At 36.9% G+C, this 21,939-nt stretch carries 20 protein-coding genes; 2 read left to right on the forward strand and 18 right to left on the reverse strand.

Going from position 1 to position 21,939, the window contains the following annotated elements; genetic code table 11:
- The 9 genes from PQQ29_RS14175 to mnmE all read right to left on the reverse strand — a co-directional run bounded on the left by PQQ29_RS14175 (position 1) and on the right by mnmE (position 9,877).
- Complete coding sequence (locus tag PQQ29_RS14175; protein WP_187983808.1) at positions 1-366, reverse strand: hypothetical protein; 366 nt, start codon at positions 364-366, stop codon at positions 1-3.
- Positions 359-1,642 (reverse strand): Mbeg1-like protein, encoded by a 1,284-nt coding sequence (locus PQQ29_RS14180; RefSeq protein WP_187983807.1) that lies wholly within the window; start codon positions 1,640-1,642, stop codon positions 359-361. The genes PQQ29_RS14175 and PQQ29_RS14180 overlap by 8 nt, the downstream gene beginning before the upstream one ends.
- 2 nt (positions 1,643-1,644) lie before the next feature.
- On the reverse strand, positions 1,645-2,031 hold the full coding sequence (locus tag PQQ29_RS14185; RefSeq protein WP_003772763.1) for a DUF1310 family protein: 387 nt from the start codon (positions 2,029-2,031) through the stop codon (positions 1,645-1,647).
- 111 nt (positions 2,032-2,142) lie between these two features.
- Positions 2,143-2,535: a DUF1310 domain-containing protein gene (locus PQQ29_RS14190; protein ID WP_010991461.1), complete on the reverse strand. Its 393-nt coding sequence runs from the start codon at positions 2,533-2,535 to the stop codon at positions 2,143-2,145.
- A gap of 127 nt (positions 2,536-2,662) precedes the next feature.
- Positions 2,663-3,040, reverse strand: a complete 378-nt coding sequence (locus tag PQQ29_RS14195) for a DUF1310 domain-containing protein (RefSeq protein ID WP_010991462.1) — start codon at positions 3,038-3,040, stop codon at positions 2,663-2,665.
- Positions 3,041-3,270: 230 nt separating this feature from the next.
- Positions 3,271-4,233 (reverse strand): bacteriophage abortive infection AbiH family protein, encoded by a 963-nt coding sequence (locus tag PQQ29_RS14200; protein ID WP_010991463.1) that lies wholly within the window; start codon positions 4,231-4,233, stop codon positions 3,271-3,273.
- A gap of 3 nt (positions 4,234-4,236) precedes the next feature.
- On the reverse strand, positions 4,237-6,228 hold the full coding sequence (locus PQQ29_RS14205; RefSeq protein ID WP_010991464.1) for a hypothetical protein: 1,992 nt from the start codon (positions 6,226-6,228) through the stop codon (positions 4,237-4,239).
- Between the two features lie 361 nt (positions 6,229-6,589).
- Complete coding sequence (mnmG, locus tag PQQ29_RS14210; RefSeq protein WP_010991465.1) at positions 6,590-8,479, reverse strand: tRNA uridine-5-carboxymethylaminomethyl(34) synthesis enzyme MnmG; 1,890 nt, start codon at positions 8,477-8,479, stop codon at positions 6,590-6,592.
- Positions 8,480-8,503: 24 nt separating this feature from the next.
- On the reverse strand, positions 8,504-9,877 hold the full coding sequence (gene mnmE / locus PQQ29_RS14215; RefSeq protein WP_010991466.1) for a tRNA uridine-5-carboxymethylaminomethyl(34) synthesis GTPase MnmE: 1,374 nt from the start codon (positions 9,875-9,877) through the stop codon (positions 8,504-8,506).
- 357 nt (positions 9,878-10,234) lie between these two features.
- Between mnmE and PQQ29_RS14220 the strand changes: the two genes are divergently transcribed.
- A complete protein-coding gene (locus PQQ29_RS14220; RefSeq protein WP_010991467.1) occupies positions 10,235-11,053 on the forward strand; it encodes a D-alanyl-D-alanine carboxypeptidase PBPD2 in 819 nt (272 codons plus the stop codon).
- Between the two features lie 50 nt (positions 11,054-11,103).
- Here the strand turns inward: PQQ29_RS14220 and PQQ29_RS14225 are convergent, their stop codons facing one another.
- Genes PQQ29_RS14225 through PQQ29_RS14235 form a run of 3 tightly spaced genes read right to left on the reverse strand, consistent with a single transcriptional unit; the run spans position 11,104 to position 12,915 of the window.
- Positions 11,104-11,634 carry a DUF4303 domain-containing protein gene (locus tag PQQ29_RS14225; RefSeq protein ID WP_041918413.1) on the reverse strand — a complete coding sequence of 177 codons (531 nt, stop codon included), beginning with the start codon at positions 11,632-11,634 and terminating at the stop codon, positions 11,104-11,106.
- 26 nt (positions 11,635-11,660) lie between these two features.
- Complete coding sequence (locus PQQ29_RS14230; RefSeq protein WP_010991469.1) at positions 11,661-12,368, reverse strand: SMUG2 DNA glycosylase family protein; 708 nt, start codon at positions 12,366-12,368, stop codon at positions 11,661-11,663.
- A gap of 19 nt (positions 12,369-12,387) precedes the next feature.
- Positions 12,388-12,915 (reverse strand): TetR/AcrR family transcriptional regulator, encoded by a 528-nt coding sequence (locus PQQ29_RS14235; RefSeq protein WP_010991470.1) that lies wholly within the window; start codon positions 12,913-12,915, stop codon positions 12,388-12,390.
- 152 nt (positions 12,916-13,067) lie between these two features.
- Here PQQ29_RS14235 and PQQ29_RS14240 point away from each other — a divergent pair, with 152 nt between their 5' ends.
- Positions 13,068-13,799: an SDR family oxidoreductase gene (locus PQQ29_RS14240; protein ID WP_010991471.1), complete on the forward strand. Its 732-nt coding sequence runs from the start codon at positions 13,068-13,070 to the stop codon at positions 13,797-13,799.
- A 50-nt stretch (positions 13,800-13,849) separates the two neighbouring features.
- Here PQQ29_RS14240 and PQQ29_RS14245 read toward each other — a convergent pair whose 3' ends face one another.
- From PQQ29_RS14245 to PQQ29_RS14270, 6 genes are all read right to left on the reverse strand, one after another.
- Positions 13,850-15,052 carry an MFS transporter gene (locus PQQ29_RS14245; RefSeq protein WP_187983806.1) on the reverse strand — a complete coding sequence of 401 codons (1,203 nt, stop codon included), beginning with the start codon at positions 15,050-15,052 and terminating at the stop codon, positions 13,850-13,852.
- Positions 15,053-15,139: 87 nt separating this feature from the next.
- Positions 15,140-16,330 (reverse strand): M20 family metallopeptidase, encoded by a 1,191-nt coding sequence (locus PQQ29_RS14250; protein ID WP_010991472.1) that lies wholly within the window; start codon positions 16,328-16,330, stop codon positions 15,140-15,142.
- Between the two features lie 15 nt (positions 16,331-16,345).
- The gene (locus PQQ29_RS14255) at positions 16,346-17,746 is read right to left on the reverse strand and encodes an MFS transporter (RefSeq protein WP_185325190.1); all 1,401 of its coding nucleotides are present in this window, start codon (positions 17,744-17,746) and stop codon (positions 16,346-16,348) included.
- Positions 17,746-18,948: a M20 family metallopeptidase gene (locus PQQ29_RS14260; protein WP_033533808.1), complete on the reverse strand. Its 1,203-nt coding sequence runs from the start codon at positions 18,946-18,948 to the stop codon at positions 17,746-17,748. Before PQQ29_RS14260 ends, PQQ29_RS14255 begins: the two co-directional genes overlap by 1 nt.
- Positions 18,949-19,142: 194 nt before the next feature.
- Positions 19,143-21,485 carry a helix-turn-helix domain-containing protein gene (locus tag PQQ29_RS14265; RefSeq protein WP_185505045.1) on the reverse strand — a complete coding sequence of 781 codons (2,343 nt, stop codon included), beginning with the start codon at positions 21,483-21,485 and terminating at the stop codon, positions 19,143-19,145.
- Positions 21,486-21,613: 128 nt separating this feature from the next.
- Positions 21,614-21,937 carry an arsenic metallochaperone ArsD family protein gene (locus tag PQQ29_RS14270; RefSeq protein ID WP_187983805.1) on the reverse strand — a complete coding sequence of 108 codons (324 nt, stop codon included), beginning with the start codon at positions 21,935-21,937 and terminating at the stop codon, positions 21,614-21,616.
- Positions 21,938-21,939: the final 2 nt, after the last annotated feature.

The raw sequence follows: 21,939 nt of genomic DNA on the forward strand, positions 1-21,939 counted from the left end.
TTATAGATCACGATCCTTTTTTAGCTGATGTAGTTCTTCTTCATAAGAATTCGCTTGTTTCTTATAAAGTGCTTGATGCTCTTCGTGTTCATTTTCTAGTTTTGTTAGTGTTTTTTTTACTGTCCAATCGCCTTCTGCTTGGATAGAACTGATTAAATGGTAGGCTTTTTGCAAGTCTTCAGATGTTTCGTAATCTCTTTTTTGATGGATGTACCTGATTTGTTCAGAAAGGTTTTCTAGTTCTTGGTGAAACCGCCATTTTTCTTGGGATGCATCGTCCATCGCTTCATCCAATTGACGTCTTTTTCTATTAAACTCATCGTCCAAATTTTCTAGTTTTAGCAGTAGTTGTCTTTGTTTATCCATACATGCTCCCTATCTGTTTGGCTAATTCTTGGTCGGTTTTTAGCTGGCTTTTTATCGCTTCGTTGATTTGTTCTAGTAATTTATCATATTCTTGCTCTATCTTGGTTGCTTCGACTAAGGATTTTTCGCAATCTTGCACTGTGTCTATCACAATTTTCGGCTCAGTCGTCCCGCCCCAAGCAAGTGCGGCGAGTATTTCTGACTCAGATAGATTGGAGCCGATATCCCTTGCATCTGAAAGCGTATCGCGCCACAACTCTTCAGCATTCTCGATTTCTTTATCAAAAACATCTTTTAAAGCTCTAATTTCGACTTGAATCGTTTGTTTCATCCCTTGCGTAATTGCTAGTGCTTCCGCTGCATCCAAGAATATTTCTTCGGATGAGGATAGGCCACCACCGCTTTTTGTAAAACTGGTTCGCATAATGTTGATTGCTGCTAATTGTTGAGCTGTTGCGTATTTGGCTAGTTGAAGGCTGCCTTCTTTATTTGTTAGAATGTTTCCTTCTTTGTCAAACTGATAACCACCCCACATATGCTGCTCAACCAAACCAGCTTTTTTCGACTCAACCTCTATTAAATGACCAATTGTCGGGTCTCCAGTACCATAACCAATTGCCACATAATCCTTCCTATCAATAAAATTAAATAATCTATCTAAAGCGTTTATTGCTTTTACGGTATCTTGTTGTTTTGGCGTTAGGTTGGAGTAGATATTCGGACCTTGGTAGAAGAAACCGCCGCTGATGCGTTTGATGTCTTTTTTATCTAAGTCTGCGATAGCGTACTGGGCGTTCATGGATCCTAGAGAATGGCCGTATACATAGATTTGGGCGTTTGGGTAGAGTTTCATGGTTTGTTTTAAGGTTTCTGCAGAGGTTTTTAGTTGGGGTGTTACTGTGGATCCTCCGCCATGTGTAATTTGGATTGCGGTTGGAATATCATTTAAGCCCCAATCCGTCCACACATCAAGACTATCCTTATGAAATGGCGTAAGACCACTTGCCAGAGTGGGCGCAGTGGAACCTCTGTAAAGAATTGTTAACTCTTTTACTTTACTTCTCTCAATATGGGAAGCTGTGGGTGGCGTGTATTTTTCTGTGATGATATAGGTTTGCTGTCCGGCTGCTTTGTTGTTGATTGTTTGGGATACGATTCCTATCTTTTTTTCTCGATTGGATATTGAAATATTCACCTCCTTCTTAAGTTCTAGCTTACTGTACTCTTTTTTTGCCAATTCTACTCTTTCTTGATCAGTATTTACATGCCCCGTCATCACTACTCCTCCCAACGACCTAATAGTTTAGAAAGCTTTTCAGATACAACTGAAGCACCACCACTTAATTCTCCATTATTCTTGCTCAAGGTATATGATACATTTAGTTCTGAATCATTATTAATTATTAATTCGACTTCTATACCCCCCATTGGGTTGTGCTCTACGCTTCCTTCTTCAATTTTATAAGAATGAATTATACCTTTTTCTGTAAAAGCATTTGGATCTAAATTTGTTAACCTTTTTTTGAATACTTGTTTCGCTTCATCACTATAAACCACTTTCTTCATTTCTTTGTTTAATTTCTCTTCATCCATATAGAATTTCACCCCTAAACTAAAAATGGTTATTACTGTAATTGCTAGTGCTATTATCCATCTTTTTTTCAACTCTTCACCTCTGCTGTATGCTTTTTATTTGTAGGTCTATTTTATCACATGTTAGAAATTTTCACTTTCTTTTTTTTCAGTCTTTTAATCGTCTCTTAGCTCTATAAAAACTCATTTATATCCATTCAAAAGTCCCAATTTTTTTGTAAGCTCCTTAGATATGCTTGCTCCACCGCTCTTTAATTCTTTATTATTTTTCTTCAGTGTGTATGTTAATTTCAAAGCAGGATCCTTATTAATAACTAATGTAACTATTATTCCACCCATTGGATTAGGCTCTATACTTTCCTCCTCAACTTCATATGACTGAATTATCCCTTCTTTTGTGAAAGCTTTCGTATCAATAAGTTTTATATCATCATTGAATACTTGTTTCGCTTCATCACTATAAACCAGCTTTCTCATTTCTTCGTTTAATTTCTCTTCATCCATATAGAATTTTACCCCTAAACCAAAAATGGTTATCACTGTAATTCCTAGTACTATTACCCATCTCTTTTTCAACTCTTCACCTCTGTTGTATGACTTTTTATCTATGGGTTAATTTTATTATATGTTAGAAATTTCCGCCTTCTTTTTTCAGTCTTTTTAACATCTATGATTAGTATTGGCGTAATTCATTAGCTCTCTTCTAGTCCATAAGAAGTTTATCAAGATTTCCCGATGTAACTGAAGCTCCACCGCTCAGTTCTCCATTAAAATTGTTCATAGTATATTTTATATATAATTCAGAATTTCCGTTTATAATTAATGTGACATTGATTCCTCCCATTGGATTTTTCTTTATACTTTTCTGATCTATTTCATACGATTGAATTATGCCTTTTTCTGTAAAAGCATCTGCATCCGCGGCTTTCAATCTGACTTCAAATACCTTTTTCGCTTCATCACTATAAATCACATTCATCATTTCTTTATTTAATTTCTCTTCATCCATATAGAATTTCACCCCTAAACCAAAAATAATCATTATTACAATTCCAAATAGTATTATCCATTTCTTTTTCACACATTCACCTCTGTTCTATGTCTTATATGTAATCCCATTTTACCTTATAGGTAGATAAGAAAAAACCACATTGTTCAGCGGAAATTTCAGACTTGGGTGGTAAGTTTGAAGTTTCCGTGAACAAGTGGTTTTGGTTGTAGTAGTAATCCAATTTTCACTTACGTACTTTCGCAATTTGATATTACTCAATACAGTCTAAATATTGAATTCCAATCACTTATAATATCATGTCAATTAAATTCAGAAAAAGAACCTAAAAATCCGCATTTTTTTATTTTCAGTTTAAACTCATTATGTTGTTGTCTGTCATAACTATGGAGATACCATATCATATTTTTAGAATTTAAATGTTTAAATATTTCCTTAAGATAAATCAAATCGACTTCTCCAAAAGAAAAACCGTATGAATAAATAGAATCAATTTCTCCCTCTAAGTTCTTAAAAAAATACGATTTTTCTTCAATAATTCTATCTGTTGGTTTCTTTAAAGTTTCATTCATAGTATTTATATAGGTATCTTGATGATAACTTTGTTCCTCTATTCGTGAGGTATTATTGTGACCTAACACAGGGGAAGTTTGATTTCCATGTATGTGCGTAACATTCTCTGCCTCATATAGATTTTCCAGAGTCTCTGTATAATTAAAAGTTAGAAAAACATCATGTTCTTTGTCAATTAATTCTAAAATAGAATAATAGTTATCTAAATTGAACACAGAAAAGCAATTTTCCAGAATAGGGATATTATTTATCCATTCAGAGAAAAGCTCAGGTAATTTTAACATTACATTACTTAAATCATTATATGCATCTTCATAATTATTTCCCGTATGAAAAGGATTTATATCCCCTTCCTTATCATATTGAATTTCTATATCCTCTTCTAGCAAAGAATAATCAAAACGCCCAATAGCTCTTTCAAAATCACTCCAGTTCTCTCCTTCGTCTTCAGAACCAATCCTTAAACAACTATCACAAATCATAAAATCAATTATTTGTGCACAATCTTCAATTTTATAACATATCTCACCATCGTAATCTGTAGAAGCAGGTAACCACAGACTAGGATATACATCGTGTTCATATAAATATGTACATCTAAGATACTCTTTAAAATGATTAAAAGTAGATGGAACTCCATGCGCTAAATCAAACCCGTTCCCTATAATAAACAACTTATTTATACTGCTCACTCCCTATCTCTCGTTAAGGATCAGTTCCTCGTTTATTTTAATAATATATACTACTAAGACGATTAGTAAATAAAAATAATCATCCTCGTTTTCGTCTACAATAGATCCATGTGAATATTTGTTTCTTATACCCAATGCATTGTCAAATTCAGAATTATTAAGGATGTAGTTTAGATAGTCTACCTCAGGTTTGGCAAAAAAAGTATTCTCATAAATTAATAATTCCTCTTCAATCATTTCATCTATCTCTTGTTGTTGATATGTCAACTCTTTATTAATATCCAGTTTTTTATTCGAATGGTAATAATGAATAACCCCATATTTATAAATATTAGAAAAAATACGGATTCGTAATAACTGCTTTTCAGTTATGAATATATCTCCTTTTTTATCAATCGAAATAATATAATTATCAAGTAAAAATTCAATATCTAATCGTTGATAATTATGAAAATCATCTTTTTTAATTTTATTATTAACTATTAGTTCTACAAAATTATCTCCATTTGTCTCTTTAGTTATATACGTTATATGTGATTGATCTGAAAAAAGTAAATACATAACTCTGAGAATGGCTTTATTATTCTGATTTATATATATATATTTCCTGTCTAATCTACTCTTTAACGACTTAAGCGTTGGCGTTTCTTCTAGTTCGAATAATTCTTTATCTATTTCATTTTCCTCAATATATAGTTTCCATTGTTTTCTTAATTGTTCCTCTATAGTAACTAAGTTTTTAGTCTGAATATGAATTTTTTCTGACTTGTTCGTAAAATCTATTGGTAGCCAGTTTACAAGAAAGTATTCCTTACTATATTCTGAAAAAAAGTAAACTATCAGTTCTTCTATTCTTATATCAAAAATCTCTTGTAGTTTATCCTGATATATTTTAAAGCTTATTAACATCAAGATATTTTTACCATTGAAATAAAAACTTGTTTCATAATTTTTTTTAGTATGAATCCCCAATAACTTTTTCATTAAAGTTGAACTTTCGATGTTAGGAAAACTACATAAATTTAAAATCCAATTTCCTGTGAAAAAACCATTAAAATACATCATATACTCTAATAAATTTTCTTTGGATTTTTCTTTTTTTAAATAGTCAATGTCAATTAAGTTTTTAAAATCTTCTTTCGCCATATCATACTTTTCTTTGTCTGAATAAATAACTATTGATTGCTCTATTCCATTATTTGCATTGCCATTTTCATCACTAAAAATTTTCTTCTCTATTTGCGCACATCTTTTCCTAGACTTTAATTTTAATTTAGCATCAATTTGAAGTTCCTTAACACCTTGAATTCCTTGCCCAACCAAATAAAGATAATTTAAATCAGCTGCCTCACCCTTTATATATAGTTTGCAAAGATTATACATTTCATCTTTCGTAATGTTGTTAGGAATAAAATACCTAGTTTCACTAGGAGTATAGTTATCTAAAACTAATTCGAAATTTCTTGCTTTCGCAAGAAATATATCCTTTATTACAGTAGGATAATGTTTCACAAAATAATTAGTTTTCAAAAAATATTCAACAGGGATTTCGTGTTCTTTAAAAAAGCCTCTCATGTCATTTCCACTAATTTTCGCATCTAATTTATACTTTTCAAAGCATTCTAAAAAGTCTTCTTTATAAAGAGTGTCACTATACTTGTCCATATCAGTATATTTTACTACATTTCCACCTAAATCCGGATTATTTTGAGCAAAAAAATAATCAAAAAATTCTAAAATATCTTGTTTTGATAACTCTCGGAAAAATTGATTAAGTTTTCTGTTAAGTATACTCTTAGTCTCTTTAATCTGCTTATCTGATAAATTGACAGGATAAGTTTCTTTACTCATGAATTTCAAAATATTATATACTTCTAGCATATCCAAAAGATTGTTTGTTTCTATGTCTTCACTAGACTCGATAAGTTCTTTCAGCCTCTTAAAATGATAACCGCTAGATATATCTGATGAACTATAAAATTTAATCCGTTCCATACTATACTCACCTCTTTTTAAATTTATTTTAACAAATCGTTAAATATTATAAGAAATAAGTTTCTTCTCTTACTCTTATAATAATATCAGTTCTTGAATTATCTTCAATAGCTTTTTCACGCACTTACTGTAGATTATATTTCTTCATCTATATTGGATGTCATTCTCTAAGAAAATAATTACTCTCAACGCTTTAACCGATTTCTTTTTCATCTCTAGTATGCCTTCTTCTATGTAATCCCATTCTACCTTAATTAAAAACAAGAAAAAACCACATTATTCAGCGGAAACTTTCAACTTAGATGGTAAGTTTGAAGTTTTCGTGAACATGTGGTTTCAGTTATTATAGTAATCCGTGTTCTTATTTACTTACTTTCGCTATCTTCCCTTGCTCGATGTAAACTAGCAATATAGATATATCGGCTGGGTTTACCCCGCTGATACGGCTCGCTTGGGCGATGGAAAGGGGTTCGATTTTCTTTAGTTTTTCTAGGGCTTCTGTTGCGAGGCCGCTGATTGCATCATAATCGATGTTTTCTGGGATTTTTTTGTCTTCCATGCGTTTCATTTTTTCTACTTGAAGGTTTGATTTTTGGATGTAGCCTTCGTATTTAATTTGAATTTCTACTTGTTCAGCGATTTCGTCGGTCACAAATGTTTCACGTGAAACAATTTGGGCGATTTTGTCGTAAGTTATTTCTGGGCGACGAAGTAAATCTGCTGCTAGAATTCCGTCTTTTAGTTCACCTGAGCCGATTTCTTTTAACATTGCTTGAACTTCAGCAGTTGGTTTAATGCGTGTTTTTTGTAGTCTTTCTTTTTCTGCTTCAATCGCTCTTTGTTTTGCTAAAAAGCGTTCATAACGTTCGTCGCTAATTAAGCCGATTTCGTGACCGATTTCTGTTAAACGTAAATCTGCATTATCATGACGTAATAGTAAACGGTATTCGGCGCGAGATGTAAGTAAACGATATGGTTCTTCGGTTCCTTTTGTTACTAAATCGTCAATTAAAACGCCGATATAAGCTTGATCGCGACCGAGGATAACTGGTTCTTTTTCAAAAACTTTGCGTGCTGCGTTGATTCCTGCCATTAAGCCTTGGCCGGCTGCTTCTTCGTAACCACTTGTACCGTTAATTTGGCCGGCTGTGAAAAGTCCTTCAACTAATTTAGTTTCAAGTGATGGCCACAGTTGGTCTGGCATAACTGCATCATATTCGATAGCGTAGCCAACACGCATCATTTCTACATTTTCAAGTCCCGGAATAGTTCTTAGCATTTCGCGTTGCACTTCTTCTGGCAAACTGGTGGAAAGACCTTGGACATATACTTCTTCGGTGTTTTTGCCTTCTGGTTCAAGGAAGATTTGGTGTCTTGGTTTGTCGCTGAAACGAACAATTTTATCTTCAATGGATGGGCAATATCTTGCGCCAGTGCCTTTTTTCGTTGCTGTAAACATTGGTGAACGGTGTAAGTTCGCTTGGATTATTTCGTGAGTTGTTTCGTTTGTATAAGTTAACCAACACGGTAATTGTTCTAGCATCATTTCTACTGTATCAAAACTAAATGCGCGCGGATGATCGTCACCCGGTTGTTCTTCTGTTTTTGAATAGTCAATCGTACTTGATTTTACACGCGGTGGTGTTCCTGTTTTAAAGCGGCGCAGTTCAAAACCTAGTTCTTCCAAGTGCTCTGAAAGTTTCACAGATGGTTGTTGGTTGTTCGGACCGCTGGAATAGCGCAGTTCACCGACAATAATTTCGCCACGTGAGAAAGTTCCGGTAGTAATAACGACTGTTTTCGCGTAGTAAATTGCACCACTGTTTGTAATAACGCCTTTACACACGCCATCTTCAATCACTAAACGGTCAACAAGACCTTGGCGCAAAGTGATATTTTCTTCTTTTTCAATCGTGTGTTTCATTTCGTGTTGGTAATCCCATTTGTCTGCTTGGGCACGTAATGCGCGAACAGCGGGACCTTTACCTGTATTTAGCATCCGCATTTGAATGTAAGTTTTGTCTGTATTACGGCCCATTTCTCCGCCAAGTGCATCAATTTCGCGCACAACTACTCCTTTTGCTGGGCCTCCAACAGAAGGATTACATGGCATAAAAGCGACCATATCTAAATTTATCGTTAACATCAGCGTTTTGGCGCCCATTCGACCACTGGCAAGACCTGCTTCTACTCCCGCATGGCCTGCACCAACAACGATGACGTCAAAAGTTCCTGCATCATAGGTTTGCATTTTATAAAAACATCTCCTAAAAAATCATTTTCCAAGGCAAAATTGATTGAACAACTGATCGAGTAATTCATCCTGGACAGAATCACCAGTAATTTCACCTAGTAAATCCCATGCACGAGTCATATCAATCTGGACAATATCCACTGGCATGCCGAGCTGAATCCCTGTTGTAACGCCATTTAAAGCTTCAAGTGCTTGATGAAGGAGCGCAATATGTCGAACGTTTGAAACATACGTGGCATCACCGGCATCAATGTCCCCAGCAAAAAATAGTGCTTTAATCGCTTCTTCCAAAGCCTCTAAACCTTCATCGTTTACTAGAGAAGTGGAAACAATCGGGTTTTCTCCCGCAAGTTCACGCACTCTATTTATATCAAGCTTTGTTTCCAAATCTGTTTTATTTAAAACGACCACATAATTATGACCCGCAGCTGCTTCAAATAACGCTTCATCTTCCACTGTCAGCTCTTCGTTTTGATTTAATACTAACAGGATAAAATCGGCATCCGCCAAGGCTTTTCTTGAACGTTCTACACCAATTTTTTCTACAATGTCTTCTGTTTCGCGAATTCCAGCTGTATCAATTAAACGCAGCGGTACGCCGCGAACATTGACGTATTCTTCTATAATATCTCGCGTCGTCCCAGCAATATCTGTGACAATTGCTTTTTCTTCTTGAATTAGTTGGTTAAGCAAGGATGATTTCCCGACATTTGGTCGACCGATAATGGCTGTTGCAAGGCCTTCACGTAGAATTTTCCCTTGGCTTGCTGTTTGTAAAAGTTGCTCGACGGAAGCGCGAACTAGCTCTGTTTTCTCCAGTAGCATTCGCTGGGTCATTTCCTCTACATCATCGTACTCCGGATAGTCGATATTTACTTCGACTTGGGCTAATGCATCCAAAATTTCTTGGCGCAAATTGCGAATCAACCGTGAAAGATTTCCGTCCATTTGTCTAATTGCAACGCCCATCGCCCGGTCTGTTTTAGCGCGAATTAAATCCATCACAGCCTCCGCTTGCGACAAATCAATTCTTCCATTTAAAAATGCCCGCTTTGTGAATTCACCTGGTTCAGCTAAATTGGCACCATTTCTTAGTAATAGTTGCAAGACGCGATTGACCGAAACGATTCCGCCATGTGCATTTATTTCCACAACATCTTCCCGTGTAAAAGTACGCGGAGCACGCATAACCGTGACCATTACTTCCTCAATTACTTCGCCGTCTTCTTTTATATGACCGTAGTGAATTGTGTGACTTTCTGCTTCACTTAAGCTATTTTTGGCATAAAAAATACGATCCGCTATCTGAATCGCCTCTGGACCGCTTAATCTAATAATAGCAATGGCCCCTTCTCCCGGCGGTGTTGAGATTGCAGCAATAGTATCAAATTCCATTCTTTACTCATCCTTTCTCATTAGAAGTTCAGCTCAAATAAGCCTTATCCTATTTTGAATAAATTTTGGCACGTGATTTTGTGCATTTTCAACAACTTACGCTCCGCTTTGACCAAAGCAATTAAATTGTTAGTATTTTGAAGGTTATCCATAGATTTATTAACATATCCACAGAAAAACCATTAATAAAAATTCATCCCTACCATTTTAACTTATCCACATGTGAATAACAATAGTTTTATCTCTACTAGTTAAGAAAACTTAAATTTTCTCGTTAAAGCTTTAACATATCCTTCCACTTCCTTGGATTTAACTCAACTCTTTTACTCTATACTAAAGTCAAAAGGAGGAGAAATAATGAAACTACATAAGCTAACATGGATACTACTAATGGGGCTATTACTACTCTCATCGTGTTCCACAAAGCAACCGAATGTATACTTATCAGCAAATGCCGCTGCGGTTTATTCGACCGAAAATGGTAAGGCGTTTTACGAAAAAAATGCCGATAAAGTCATGCCAATCGCGAGTTTAACAAAATTAATGACGGCATTTTTAGTACTTGAGGCTGTGGATAACAAAAAATTATCTTGGGATGAGGAGTTAGATCTCATTCGTCTGGATGATCCTTCCGCGGTTTCACTTTACGCAATTACACAAAAAAGAACATGGTCAGTCCGGGACTTATATAGCGCTATGCTCGTTATGTCAGCAAATGATGCTGCAGAGACACTAGGCAACCGTTTAGATGATGCTAATTTCCCCCAAAAAATGAATAATGAAGCTAAAAAATTAGGATTATCGAATAAAACCAAATTTGTCAGTGCCAGCGGACTCGATGTTGATGGTAAAATGGCTGTTTCTACCACAAAGGATTTATTTTTGCTATCATCTAAATTAATTTCCACTCATCCCGAAGTGTTAGAGACAACTTCCAAATCTAGCATCATAACCGAAGAAGGAGCAACCCTTGAATCAACCAATGACTCTATCGGTTCAATACAAGGTTTAGATGGACTGAAAACTGGTTTTACAGATGAAGCCGGCTATTGCTTTATCGGAACAGCAAAGCGCGATGGAAAGCGTGTTATTTCAATTGTTTTGGATGCGGATACTGCGGAGAAACGTTTTAAGGATACGGAAAAATTGATGGGGATTGGGTTTAAAGGACTTTAGTCACACAAAAAAGGGATTCGGCTTTTTAGCAAAATCCCTTTTTTGATGGCTTATTTTTTTTGAAAAAGTTGCATTCGCGTCATTGAATCCGCTAATTCTTCGTCATGATCTATACAGAAAAATTTAAAATCCGCTGTTTTATTGATTTTTTGGAAGGTTTTTGTCTCCGAAAATTGAATTATACTTTCTGTAAAAGCATCTAGCAGCTCATTTACAAATGCTTTCCATGCTTGATAATCATCATCGACTTCATTAGGGTATATTTTATTAAATATGGCGCTCAGTTCTTCTTCACTAAAAACATAAAATGTATCAAAACATTGGTATTTCCAGTCGCCTGTATTGTATTTCAAGACTTGAATATTTTCTTCCGTTTGATAGTTTTCACCATACTTGCCACTTTGATAATATGCCAGTATTTCAGCAAAAGCTTCTTCCGTATTTACGCATAAATTGATTTCCGCATATTCAGCATTACAATCGAACGCAAAAGCATAATATGTTAACTCAGGGTTTTCTTGCAGGAATTTTCCCACCCCTTCAATCGCGAAATTAACGATTTTTTGTGTATCAATCTTCATGTTGCTCTCGTCCTCTCTGTTTGTTGTTAGATTTTTAAAGCACAAAGATACTTCTCCATGTACGTATCTTTATTTTTAGAATTATATTGCATAATAAAACGTGGATGTTCTAAAGGTATAATCGTCTCAAAAAAATGATGTTCTTCATTTATTCTTGATAAAAATTTAAAATTCTCTCCGCTACCAATGCAGTAACAAACCGAAGTATCCATTCCAAAGTCTATCTGACTACGAATCGACTCTATAATAAACGGCATTAGCGCTTCTCGTAATTGCTTGTTCTCGTAATAGTTACAATTGACTTCATTACCTTTTGCATTTATACGAACGATCCCTAGCGGACAGACAAAATTCATATAAAAATCACTATAAAATTGCTCACAACCCCCGTATTCATTCATAACATCATATAAAAAATCTGATGAAGACTGATTTATATAAAATGTATCAATAAAAATGCCTGTTTCACTTTGGAGATGTTTGGCATCTTCAAAAGGAACGCCTGTCACAGCAGAACCTCGGCGAGCAGGTGAACTTCCGAATATTATCCGGCGTGGTTTTGTATCATTGTAGTATTTCTGATAAAACCTAGTCGTTATATTTCGCACTAGTTCTTTTTGATCGCCCTCATATGGGTTAATTACGCGATACCCGGCCGGCAAATCCATTGAGTTACTCGAAAGTGTTTCGTTAAAATGTAATATTTGTTTAGCCAAAGTTGCTTTTTCTGTCATGTAGCACTCTCCTCTCTTACTATCTCACAACCTGCCAAACACGCTCGAATAATTCCACGTATCCCGCTTTTTCCCAGCGGCTCGCAAAATAAGGGTTGTGAAAATAAATAAATGCCGTAATAATCGCGTCACCTTGGTTCACCCGGCCGCTAACTTCCTCTGCTTTTTGCGCGAGATGTTCGATATGATTTTTCACTAATTCTTCCTTTTGTTCAATATAATCGGTGTAAAGTAAAAACATTTTCCGGTCGGTTTTATACAGGGTTTTCTTGGTGTCAGCTAAGAGCCATAACCAGTCATGGAGCGCATCGTCCGGGGAAGCATCTTTCTCTTTCGTCCAAGCAAAAATCTCCCGCGAGGTCTCCTCTAGCCACCGTAACGCCAGCTTTTGAAATAAATCTTCCTTGTTTCGATAATGCTTATAAAGCGCCGCATGCGTGACGTTCAAATTTCCCGCAATATCATAAAGTGTCGTTTTTTCCATCCCTTTTTCATAAATAATTTGTTCAGCCATATCTAAAATAATTTCTTGGGATAATCTCGCCATTGTAATACCTCGATTCCACTCATTCTTTGTTTCTAATTATACAGGAAAATTAAAAAGTTACAAATCCTTGACAAAGTAACCAAAAGGAGTATACTTCCAACTATAAAGTTACTTAACATGAAAAAAGTAACTAATGAAGGAGAGAATAGATTATGACTAATAAACGTGTCGCATTTATTTTAGGGGGATCTGGCGGTATTGGGAAAGCCATTGCCGAAAAGTTAGTCGAGCAAAACTTTGCGGTTGCTGTCCATTATTCAGGTAACAAAGTAAAAGCCGAAACACTTGTCGAGGAAATAGTAAAAGCTGGTGGTGAAGCGATTAGCGTTGGTGGTGACGTGGCTGACGAAGCGCAAATGATTGACGCATTTGATTTAATTACAGCCCATTTTGGTGGCGTAGATGTTGTAATAAATACGGCAGGTATTATGAAATTAAGTCCCATTGCTACTTTAGATATGGAAGATTTCGATCAGATTCAACGTACCAATGTGCGAGGAACTTTCGTCGTTTCCAAACAAGCTGCCCTAAGCGTTCGAAAAGGTGGCGCGATTATTAATTTCTCCACTTCGGTAACGCGCACCAGTTTTCTGGCATATGGGGCTTACGTTGCTAGTAAAGCCGCAGTCGAGTCGCTCACTTTAATTTTAGCGCGCGAGCTTCGTGGGAAAGATATTACCGTTAACACCGTCGCACCCGGACCAACCGCAACCCCGCTATTTTTAACCGGAAAAGATGATGAAACAATTGAAAACTTAGCAAAAGCAACCCCGTTAGAACGTCTAGGACAACCTGATGATATTGCTGAAACAGTAGCTTTTTTAGCTGGACCGGCACGCTGGGTAAATGGCCAAACAATTTTCACCAATGGCGGATTAGCTTAATAAAAATGGGAGGAAAACCTAGTCTATCTGGTCTTCCTCCCATTTTTTATTCACTGATTACCGAACGTTTTTTTTATCGCTAGAACAATAATTCCTGATACTAAGAAAGTGAGCGCCAAGAAGAGAAAAGCTGATTGATAAGAGTTCGTCGCATTTACTAAATCCCCAATAATCATCGGTGCGAAAAAGCCACCTAAAACTCCGCCCGAGTTAATAGCAGCGTATTTTGTCGCAATATGGCTCTGTTTAAATAATTTATGCGGCAATCCCATTAAAGTCGTAAAGGCCATAATTAGAAAAATATTACATAAACATAAACAAATAATCGAAAGCATCAACTGATCAAACAAATACACCCCGTAAACCGTAAACGCTCCGAGCACACTAAATGTAAAAATGACGATTGGCTCTTTCCCTTTGAAGAAACGACTAATAAAATAGCCACCAATAACACCCGCAATTAAAATACAAAGTCCGGCTAAAGAACTAATATAGCTCACTTCGCTAATAGAAATTCCCCTCGCCTCATTCAAATAAGAAGCAAGCCAACTTGTTAAACCGTAGTTCGCTGCATTTATAAAGAGTGCCGATAATAAAAGAATCCACAGCTGTTTATCCTTTAAAAGCTCTGAGAAAGGTACTTTAATTTTTTCTTTTTGCGTACTTTTATCTATTTTTGGCGCTTTTGGAACTACTAATAAAATTAATAATCCAATGAAAATCACCACAATACCAATCCAATAATAAGTATTACGCCAGCCAACTGATAGCAATAGTTGCGCAATCAAAAGCGGACCAATAAATGCCGCAAAACCAGAGGAAGCGAGCATTGCTGACTGCGCAAAACCTCGCTTGTTTAATGGAATATGAAGAGAAATATAGTTGCTAACAGATGGCGGATAACCCGCATGCCCGAACGCTCCAGACAAGAAACGAATCACAACCAAAAACAGCAAGGAATAACCAAAACCAAAAATAATAAGAAACAGCCCAACGATAATTATCGATATAGCAAGAACAGGACGTGCACCAATCCGATTATTTAAATACCCCATTGGAATTTGAAAAAGCGTGTAACCAAGAAAGAAGGCACTTAAAATCAACCCCTTTTGACTTGGATCAAATCCTAAATCCTGAGAAACAGTCACAAGTGAAATTCCGATAGTATATTTATCCACGTATACACTGGTATAGCCTATAAATAGAACAAGTAATACCATTAACGAATGCTTTTCTCCTTTTACCTGATTCATTTGACCTCACTCCACTCTTCTATAGTCCCACTACTAAAAAAAGAGCATACCCAGATTCATTTTCTGACTATGCTCTTTTCAAAGCTATTATCCATTCAATTTAAAATAATCTAAAACGACGTCGGCAACTGATTTAGCAGCAACTAACAACGCATCTTCATCAATATCAAATTTCGGATGATGATTAAAATAAGCGTGCGGGGTGTTTTTCGGTTTCGCACCAATATAGAAAAAGACACCCGGGATTTTTTGTAGATAATATGCAAAATCTTCTGACCCTGAAAGCATATCATACATGGAGATGTCTGTTAAGTACTCTCCTAGACCTTTTTGCAAACTAGCGACAACTTGTTCTGTCACTGCTGGATCATTGTATAGCGGCGGGTAATCGTTCGTATAAGTGAGTTCCACGCTCACGCCAAACATCGCCTCAATACCAGAAACAATACGGTGAATTTCTGCGTCTATTTTATCACGATTTTCCGTGTTCATATAACGCACATCGCCTTCTAACTCAACCGCATCCTTAATAACGTTAAAACTACCTTTACCGTCAAAAGAACCAATCGTTATAACGCCAGTATCAAATGGGTTCAAACGGCGGCTCACTACTGTTTGAATGGCTGTCACAAAATAAGCACCCGCGACAATCGCATCATTTGCCATATGTGGAGACGAACCATGCCCGCCAACGCCTTGAATTTTAAGTTTAAAATAAGTGCGACCAGCCATCGCGTAGCCACTATGGTAATAAACTTGTCCGCTTTCACCAAATGGAAATACGTGAATACCAAAAATTTGATCCACATCATCTAAAATACCAGATTCAACAACGCTTTTCGCTCCGCCGGGTGGTGTTTCTTCAGCATGTTGATGAACAATTTTTATCGTTCCCGGGATATTTTCTTTTAGTTGAATTAAACAATCTGCCAAAACAAGTAAATAAGCAGTATGCCCATCATGACCACATGCATGCATTACGCCAGGGTTTTTAGATTTAAATGGTAAATCAGTTTGTTCTTCGATGGGAAGAGCATCAAAATCGGCACGTAACGCAATTGTTTTTCCCGGTTTTCCGCCTTTAATCGTTACAACAACCGCATGGCCATTTCCCACTTCAGTTGCAACTTCTACGTCTTTTCCTTTGTAAAAATCTTGGATGAATTTTGCGGTTTCTGCTTCATGGAACGATAATTCAGGATGTTCGTGCAAATGACGTCTAATCTGAGTGATTTCATCTTTTCGTTCCTGAAGCATATTCATTAACTTGGTACGCATGATAAATCCAACCTCCTATTCTTTTGCGGCTTTTAATTCGAGCGCTTTTTTCGCTGACGGTGTTGTTACAGCGACGGAAATAAGTGAAACAACACAAAAACCGACGTTAGTTAAAAGCCCCACCATTGCGGCTAAATCAATATTTCCAGAAAGTGCAATTACACCATAAATCGTAGCGGAAATTGCCACACCGAATGAGCCACCTAGCGAACTTGCCATTTTGTAAATACCAGAAGCTACTCCGACTTTATCCTCTGGAGCATTAGAGATAGCTGTATCTGTTGAAGGAGTTGCATACATACCAAGTCCGATACCAAATAAAGCAAATCCAACAAACACAAGCACCGTATACAATGTTCCTGGAATAAAAGTGAGCGCCATTAAAGCAATACCAACCGCCGTAATCCCAGAACCTAAAATCATTGGTTTACGCGCGCCAACACGTTGAAGAATTTTTTCACCTATCCGAATCATTCCAAGCACACAGACAAGGTAACCGATAGAAAGTAAACCGGATTGGAATGCTGTAAAACCGCGACCAATTTGCACATAAGTATTTGCAACAACCAGCGTTCCAGCAGCTGCATTTAACAAGAAGTTGGAAAGTGTCGCGCCTGTATAAGCTTTATTTTTAAATAACGAGAAATCAATAAATCCATTTGCTTGTCGTAGTTCCACTCGGAAAAATAATCCCGCAGAAACAAGGAAAACAACGAGCATCGCGATAGTAATTGGGCTTGTCCAACCAAATGTAGCCCCACGAGTGATGATAAGGTTTAAGCAAACCATTGCGATAACAAAAAGAACAAGACCAAATGAATCAAATTTTGCTTTTGTATTTTGAACGACTTTACTTTCTGGAGTACCTTTAATTAGTAGCATTCCAAGTAGTGCGAATACGATGGAAATAATGAAAATCCAGCGCCAGCCCATGTATGTTGCGATTGCGCCACCTGCGAACGAACAAATACCTGATCCGCCCCATGAGCCAATTGACCAGTAACTAAGTGCTCTTTGTCTATCTGCCCCTTCAAAATAAGTTTTCATTAAGGCAAGAGTTGCTGGCATAATACAAGCAGCTGAAAGACCTTGAATAATCCGGCCGATAATAAGTAGCGTCGACCCTTGAGTGACAACGAGTAGCAGTGAACCGATGATACTAAGAATAAGTCCGATATAAGTTAATTTCACGCGACCAAATTTGTCAGCCATACCACCTGCTACAACAATAAAAATACCTGAAAATAGCGCGGTTAAGCTGATGGCAATACTAAGTAAATCAGAGGAAATTCCAAGGTCAGATTGCACGGCCGGAACGATATTCACCATTGATTGAGCAAAAAGCCAAAACGTGATAACCCCAAAAACAATCCCAACGATTAGTTTATTTGTACCTTTATACGCTGTTGAAGTCATTAGTTATTCTCTCCTTTTAAGTAATCTACAACACATGCTCCCATTGCTTTTGATGCAATTAATAATGAATCTTCATTGATGTCGAATTTTGGATGATGATGCGGATAAAAATGACCATCTGCCGGCATTGCTCCCACATAGAAAAATGAGCTTGGGCGTTCTTTTGCATAATAAGCAAAGTCTTCTGAAGGTGGTTGCGGTTCACAACGCACAACATCCGTGATTTCAGGGATTTTCGCCCCTTTAATAGATTTAACAACGAAATCAGTCAAAGCTTCGTCATTATTTAAAACCGGATAATCATTTTTGTAATCAAGTTCACAAGTAACGCCAAACATTGCTTCTATGCCGCTAACGATACGGGTAATTTCTTTTTGAATAATGTTGCGTGCCTCTTCAGACATCGAGCGCACATCGCCTTCAAGCTCAACCGCATCCTTTATAACATTAAAACTACCTTTTCCGTCAAAAGAACCAATCGTAATCGAGCCAACATCAAATGGGTTTAAACGGCGACTAATAACAGTTTGCACAGCTACTACAAATTCACTTGCCGCAACAATAGCATCATTCGCTAAATGCGGAGATGAGCCGTGTCCACCTTGACCTTGTACCTTAAGTTTAAAATAAGAACGACCAGTTTGAATCGCACCCTCACGGTAGAAAACTTCGCCTGTTTTCATCGTAGACATCACATGAATTCCAAGCACATTATCCACACCATCCAGCGCCCCGTCTTGAATCATTTGAATCGCGCCACCAGGAGGAGTTTCTTCCGCATGCTGATGTAAAATAACAAGTTTTCCTGTTAATTCTTCTTTCATTTCAATAAGTGTTTCGCCTAAAATAAGCATATAAGCAGTATGACCGTCGTGACCACAAGCGTGCATTACACCAGGATTTTTAGATGCAAAAGCTAAGCCAGTTTCTTCTTGGATAGGAAGTGCATCAAAATCAGCGCGAATTGCAAGTGTCTTGCCCGGCTTGCCTGTATCAATCGTTACTACAACGCCATTCCCGCCAACATGCGTCCGCACATCGCAGTCCATTTCTTTATAAAAATCCGCAATATACTTCGCCGTATTCTCCTCTTGAAAAGAAAGTTCAGGGTGTTCGTGTAAGTAACGACGAATTTCTATCATTCGATCTCGTTTTTCGTCTAGTTTTTGAAATAACTTCTCTTTCATTATCCAAACCTCCATTTTTAATACATCTGCTGGCCAGAACATCCGTATTTTTAACTACACCTTTATTATAAAAAAAAACAAACTAAAAGAAGTTTGCTTTTTTGCTTAGTTTTAGCTTGAAATTTTCTTCTTTTCTAAACCGCGTCAACCAATGTCAAAAATTCGGTGTTCAGGGCATAAAAAAAGCTCAACTGCAAGAGTTGAACTTTTTAAATCGTACTTCTAAACTCATAAAAGTGAATCGCATTAATATCCAAATACGCATAAAACGACCAATCTTCTGTAATCGTCTCATCGCTCACCGTAAGTGTCGGCTGAGAGGCATCAACAATATAATCCAAAATCTCTTTATCCAGTCCATACTTACTATTAAGCTGCCAATACTTCGAATAAAGTGCCCCATTATCGCGGTCGAATTGCCATTTACACACTTGGTATTCCCCAGCTTGAAGCCCCGTTATTCGAATATGCATTTCTTTCTGCTCTTCCTTAGTAAATCTCTCTTCCACAGAATATCTCGGGTTAATATTCGCACAGTTCATCAGAATAAGTTGGTATCCGTCTGTATGCTTCGTCATAATAAAATCCGCACCCTCAGCAACAACAACACCCTTAAGCCTCCTCAAAAACTTCACCGCATAAAACGCCGGTCTTTTTCCGTCAAAAAAGTGGAACATTTCAATCCCATCTAAACTAATATTTAACTGGCTGTCATCACCTTCATGCAGTTCTGTATTAATCCAAAACCCTAACGCATCCACTTCTGGCGCCAAATCTAGCATTGTTTTTAAAACCAACGCACCTCGGAAAAACGTACCATTCGTATACCGCGTATTTCCCGTGAGCGTATTCCAGTTCACCAGCATAAGAGGTTTATTAATATGATGATGTTTCAAAAAAGCCTTCAACTTCCGCGTTTTAGATAAACAATAATCTTCGGAAATCATAAACGACTTCATATCTTCTTTCGAAAAATCCACCGCTTCATTTTGATTCGCATTATAGGCCACAAAATCAATTTCATCAGCCACATCTAAAAACCACGTATGCCGTTCTGGAACTTCATTTTTAGAAAGTGAAAACGGGACAAAATTTCCGACTTGGATAGCTGGAAAACGCGATTTTATAATATGATATATTTTCAAATAAATTTTTTTCAGCTCGTCTTTATCAGCATATGTATTTTTCGGTTCAAAAAACATAAAATGCCACTTAGAAACAAATTCCCGCCCAAAAACTTGCATACAATGCTTTAAAAAATGATCCAAGCGCTCAAAAACAGCGGCTTCCTCACCTACAATATCTTGATACTCTATGCGAATGAACAACTGTAAATTTTGCTGTTTTAAAAACGTGAGCGCCAAATCTGCATTAGCGTACGGTGAAGATGTCGGCACTAGCTCGTCCGTTTCCGTTTCAGGCAAGAATGTCGAACCTCTAAACAAATGACGAATGCCAATATAATTAATCCCAATTTCATCGCGTGTCGTAATAATCTGCTTTTGCACGTTAGCTTTAAGCACTTCTTTAAGCTCACCAATGGTTAAAATATTCATATTTTCGCTAAGGCAACGAGCCGCCTTTTCCGTAATATCAATTTTCTTTTTCTCAAATGGCGCTTTATTTAATTCCTTACCCGGCTCCACATCATGATAAAGCCGCGACAAATTCACTAAAATTTCCGGAGATGGCACAATTTGCTCTATACTAGCGCCCAGCTCGGATGTCTTATTGTCTATTAACAAATTCGTTTCCACATGATGTTCGGATCGGTACTCACTTGGCGTTAGCTCAAAATGAAACTTAAACACTTCCGAAAAATGCTTTTGACTCGAAAAACCGTTTTTTAACGCGATTTCCGTAATACTTTCCGCCGAATGCAGTAAATCTTGAATCGCATGCTTCAATCGAACTTCCGTCAAATACTGCAAGAATCCAAGCCCCGTCGTCTTTTTAAAATAACGTGATAAATACGCCTCACTTAAAAACTCTTTTTGCGCAAACTCACGAAGCGACAAGGCTTCATCAAACCGCTCTTCCACTTCTCGAATAATGCGCGAAATCCGTTTATCATTGACTTCTTTCCTAGCAGAAGATGGAATCCCTTTTTTCAAGAAACGCGTAAGTAATAATAAGATTTGGAACAACGCCGATTGCGCTTCTAATTTATTCGCTCGTTTCTTCGTCGCCGAAGCAATCAATAGCTCACTCACCGACTTCCTCAACGACCCCACAACCCGCTCTCTCCCAGGGTCACTCTCCTTCGAGAAAAATTTAAAAGAATGCTGAAAATAATCCTCATAATAATGCGCAAAAAATGTATCTGAAATCGTTAAATCAATAATTAAGTTAGCTTCATTTCCTTCAATTGTATAAAAAGTGTTGCGATCAAGGACTAAAATATCGCCTTCCTGCAAGTAAAATTTTTGCTCAGAAATCTTAATTGTTATTTGTCCAGAAATAGCAAATACCAATTTAGTTCCAAGTGAAATTTCCGACGTCAGCTGCTTTATGTGTTGAATACCAATCGTATAATCTTTTAAATGAGACACTCGATTCACTCCTTCGTTTAACTTAATCGGACACTTTTATATTATCATAAATAGCGGAAATTGATTGGTTTGTTTTAATTTACTCATGCAAAAAGCCAGCCGAAACTAATTCCGACTGGCTTCTAATCTCAATCTTCTTCCACTTGAATAGAAACACCCACATCAAGTAATTCCTCAACTGCATCAAACACAGAAAACTCCCCATAATTGTATATCGCTCCATCTACAACTAAAATCGGCAAAGCATCCATCCCATTCTTATCAATTAGCATTTGAACCCTCTCTGGCAAGTCCACTTTCCCGACTTCTCCTAGCTGAATATCAAACACGATTCCAGTATAATCAAAATGGATTTTTCGCTCAGCTTCACTTTTATTCATAAATACGTTCCATATCTCTAGGTTAATCTCAGACTCATTTTCCGCAGAATAAAAGTAACTAATTCGCTTCATCT

Source organism: Listeria innocua, from assembly GCF_028596125.1.
GTDB classification, from domain to species: domain Bacteria; phylum Bacillota; class Bacilli; order Lactobacillales; family Listeriaceae; genus Listeria; species Listeria innocua.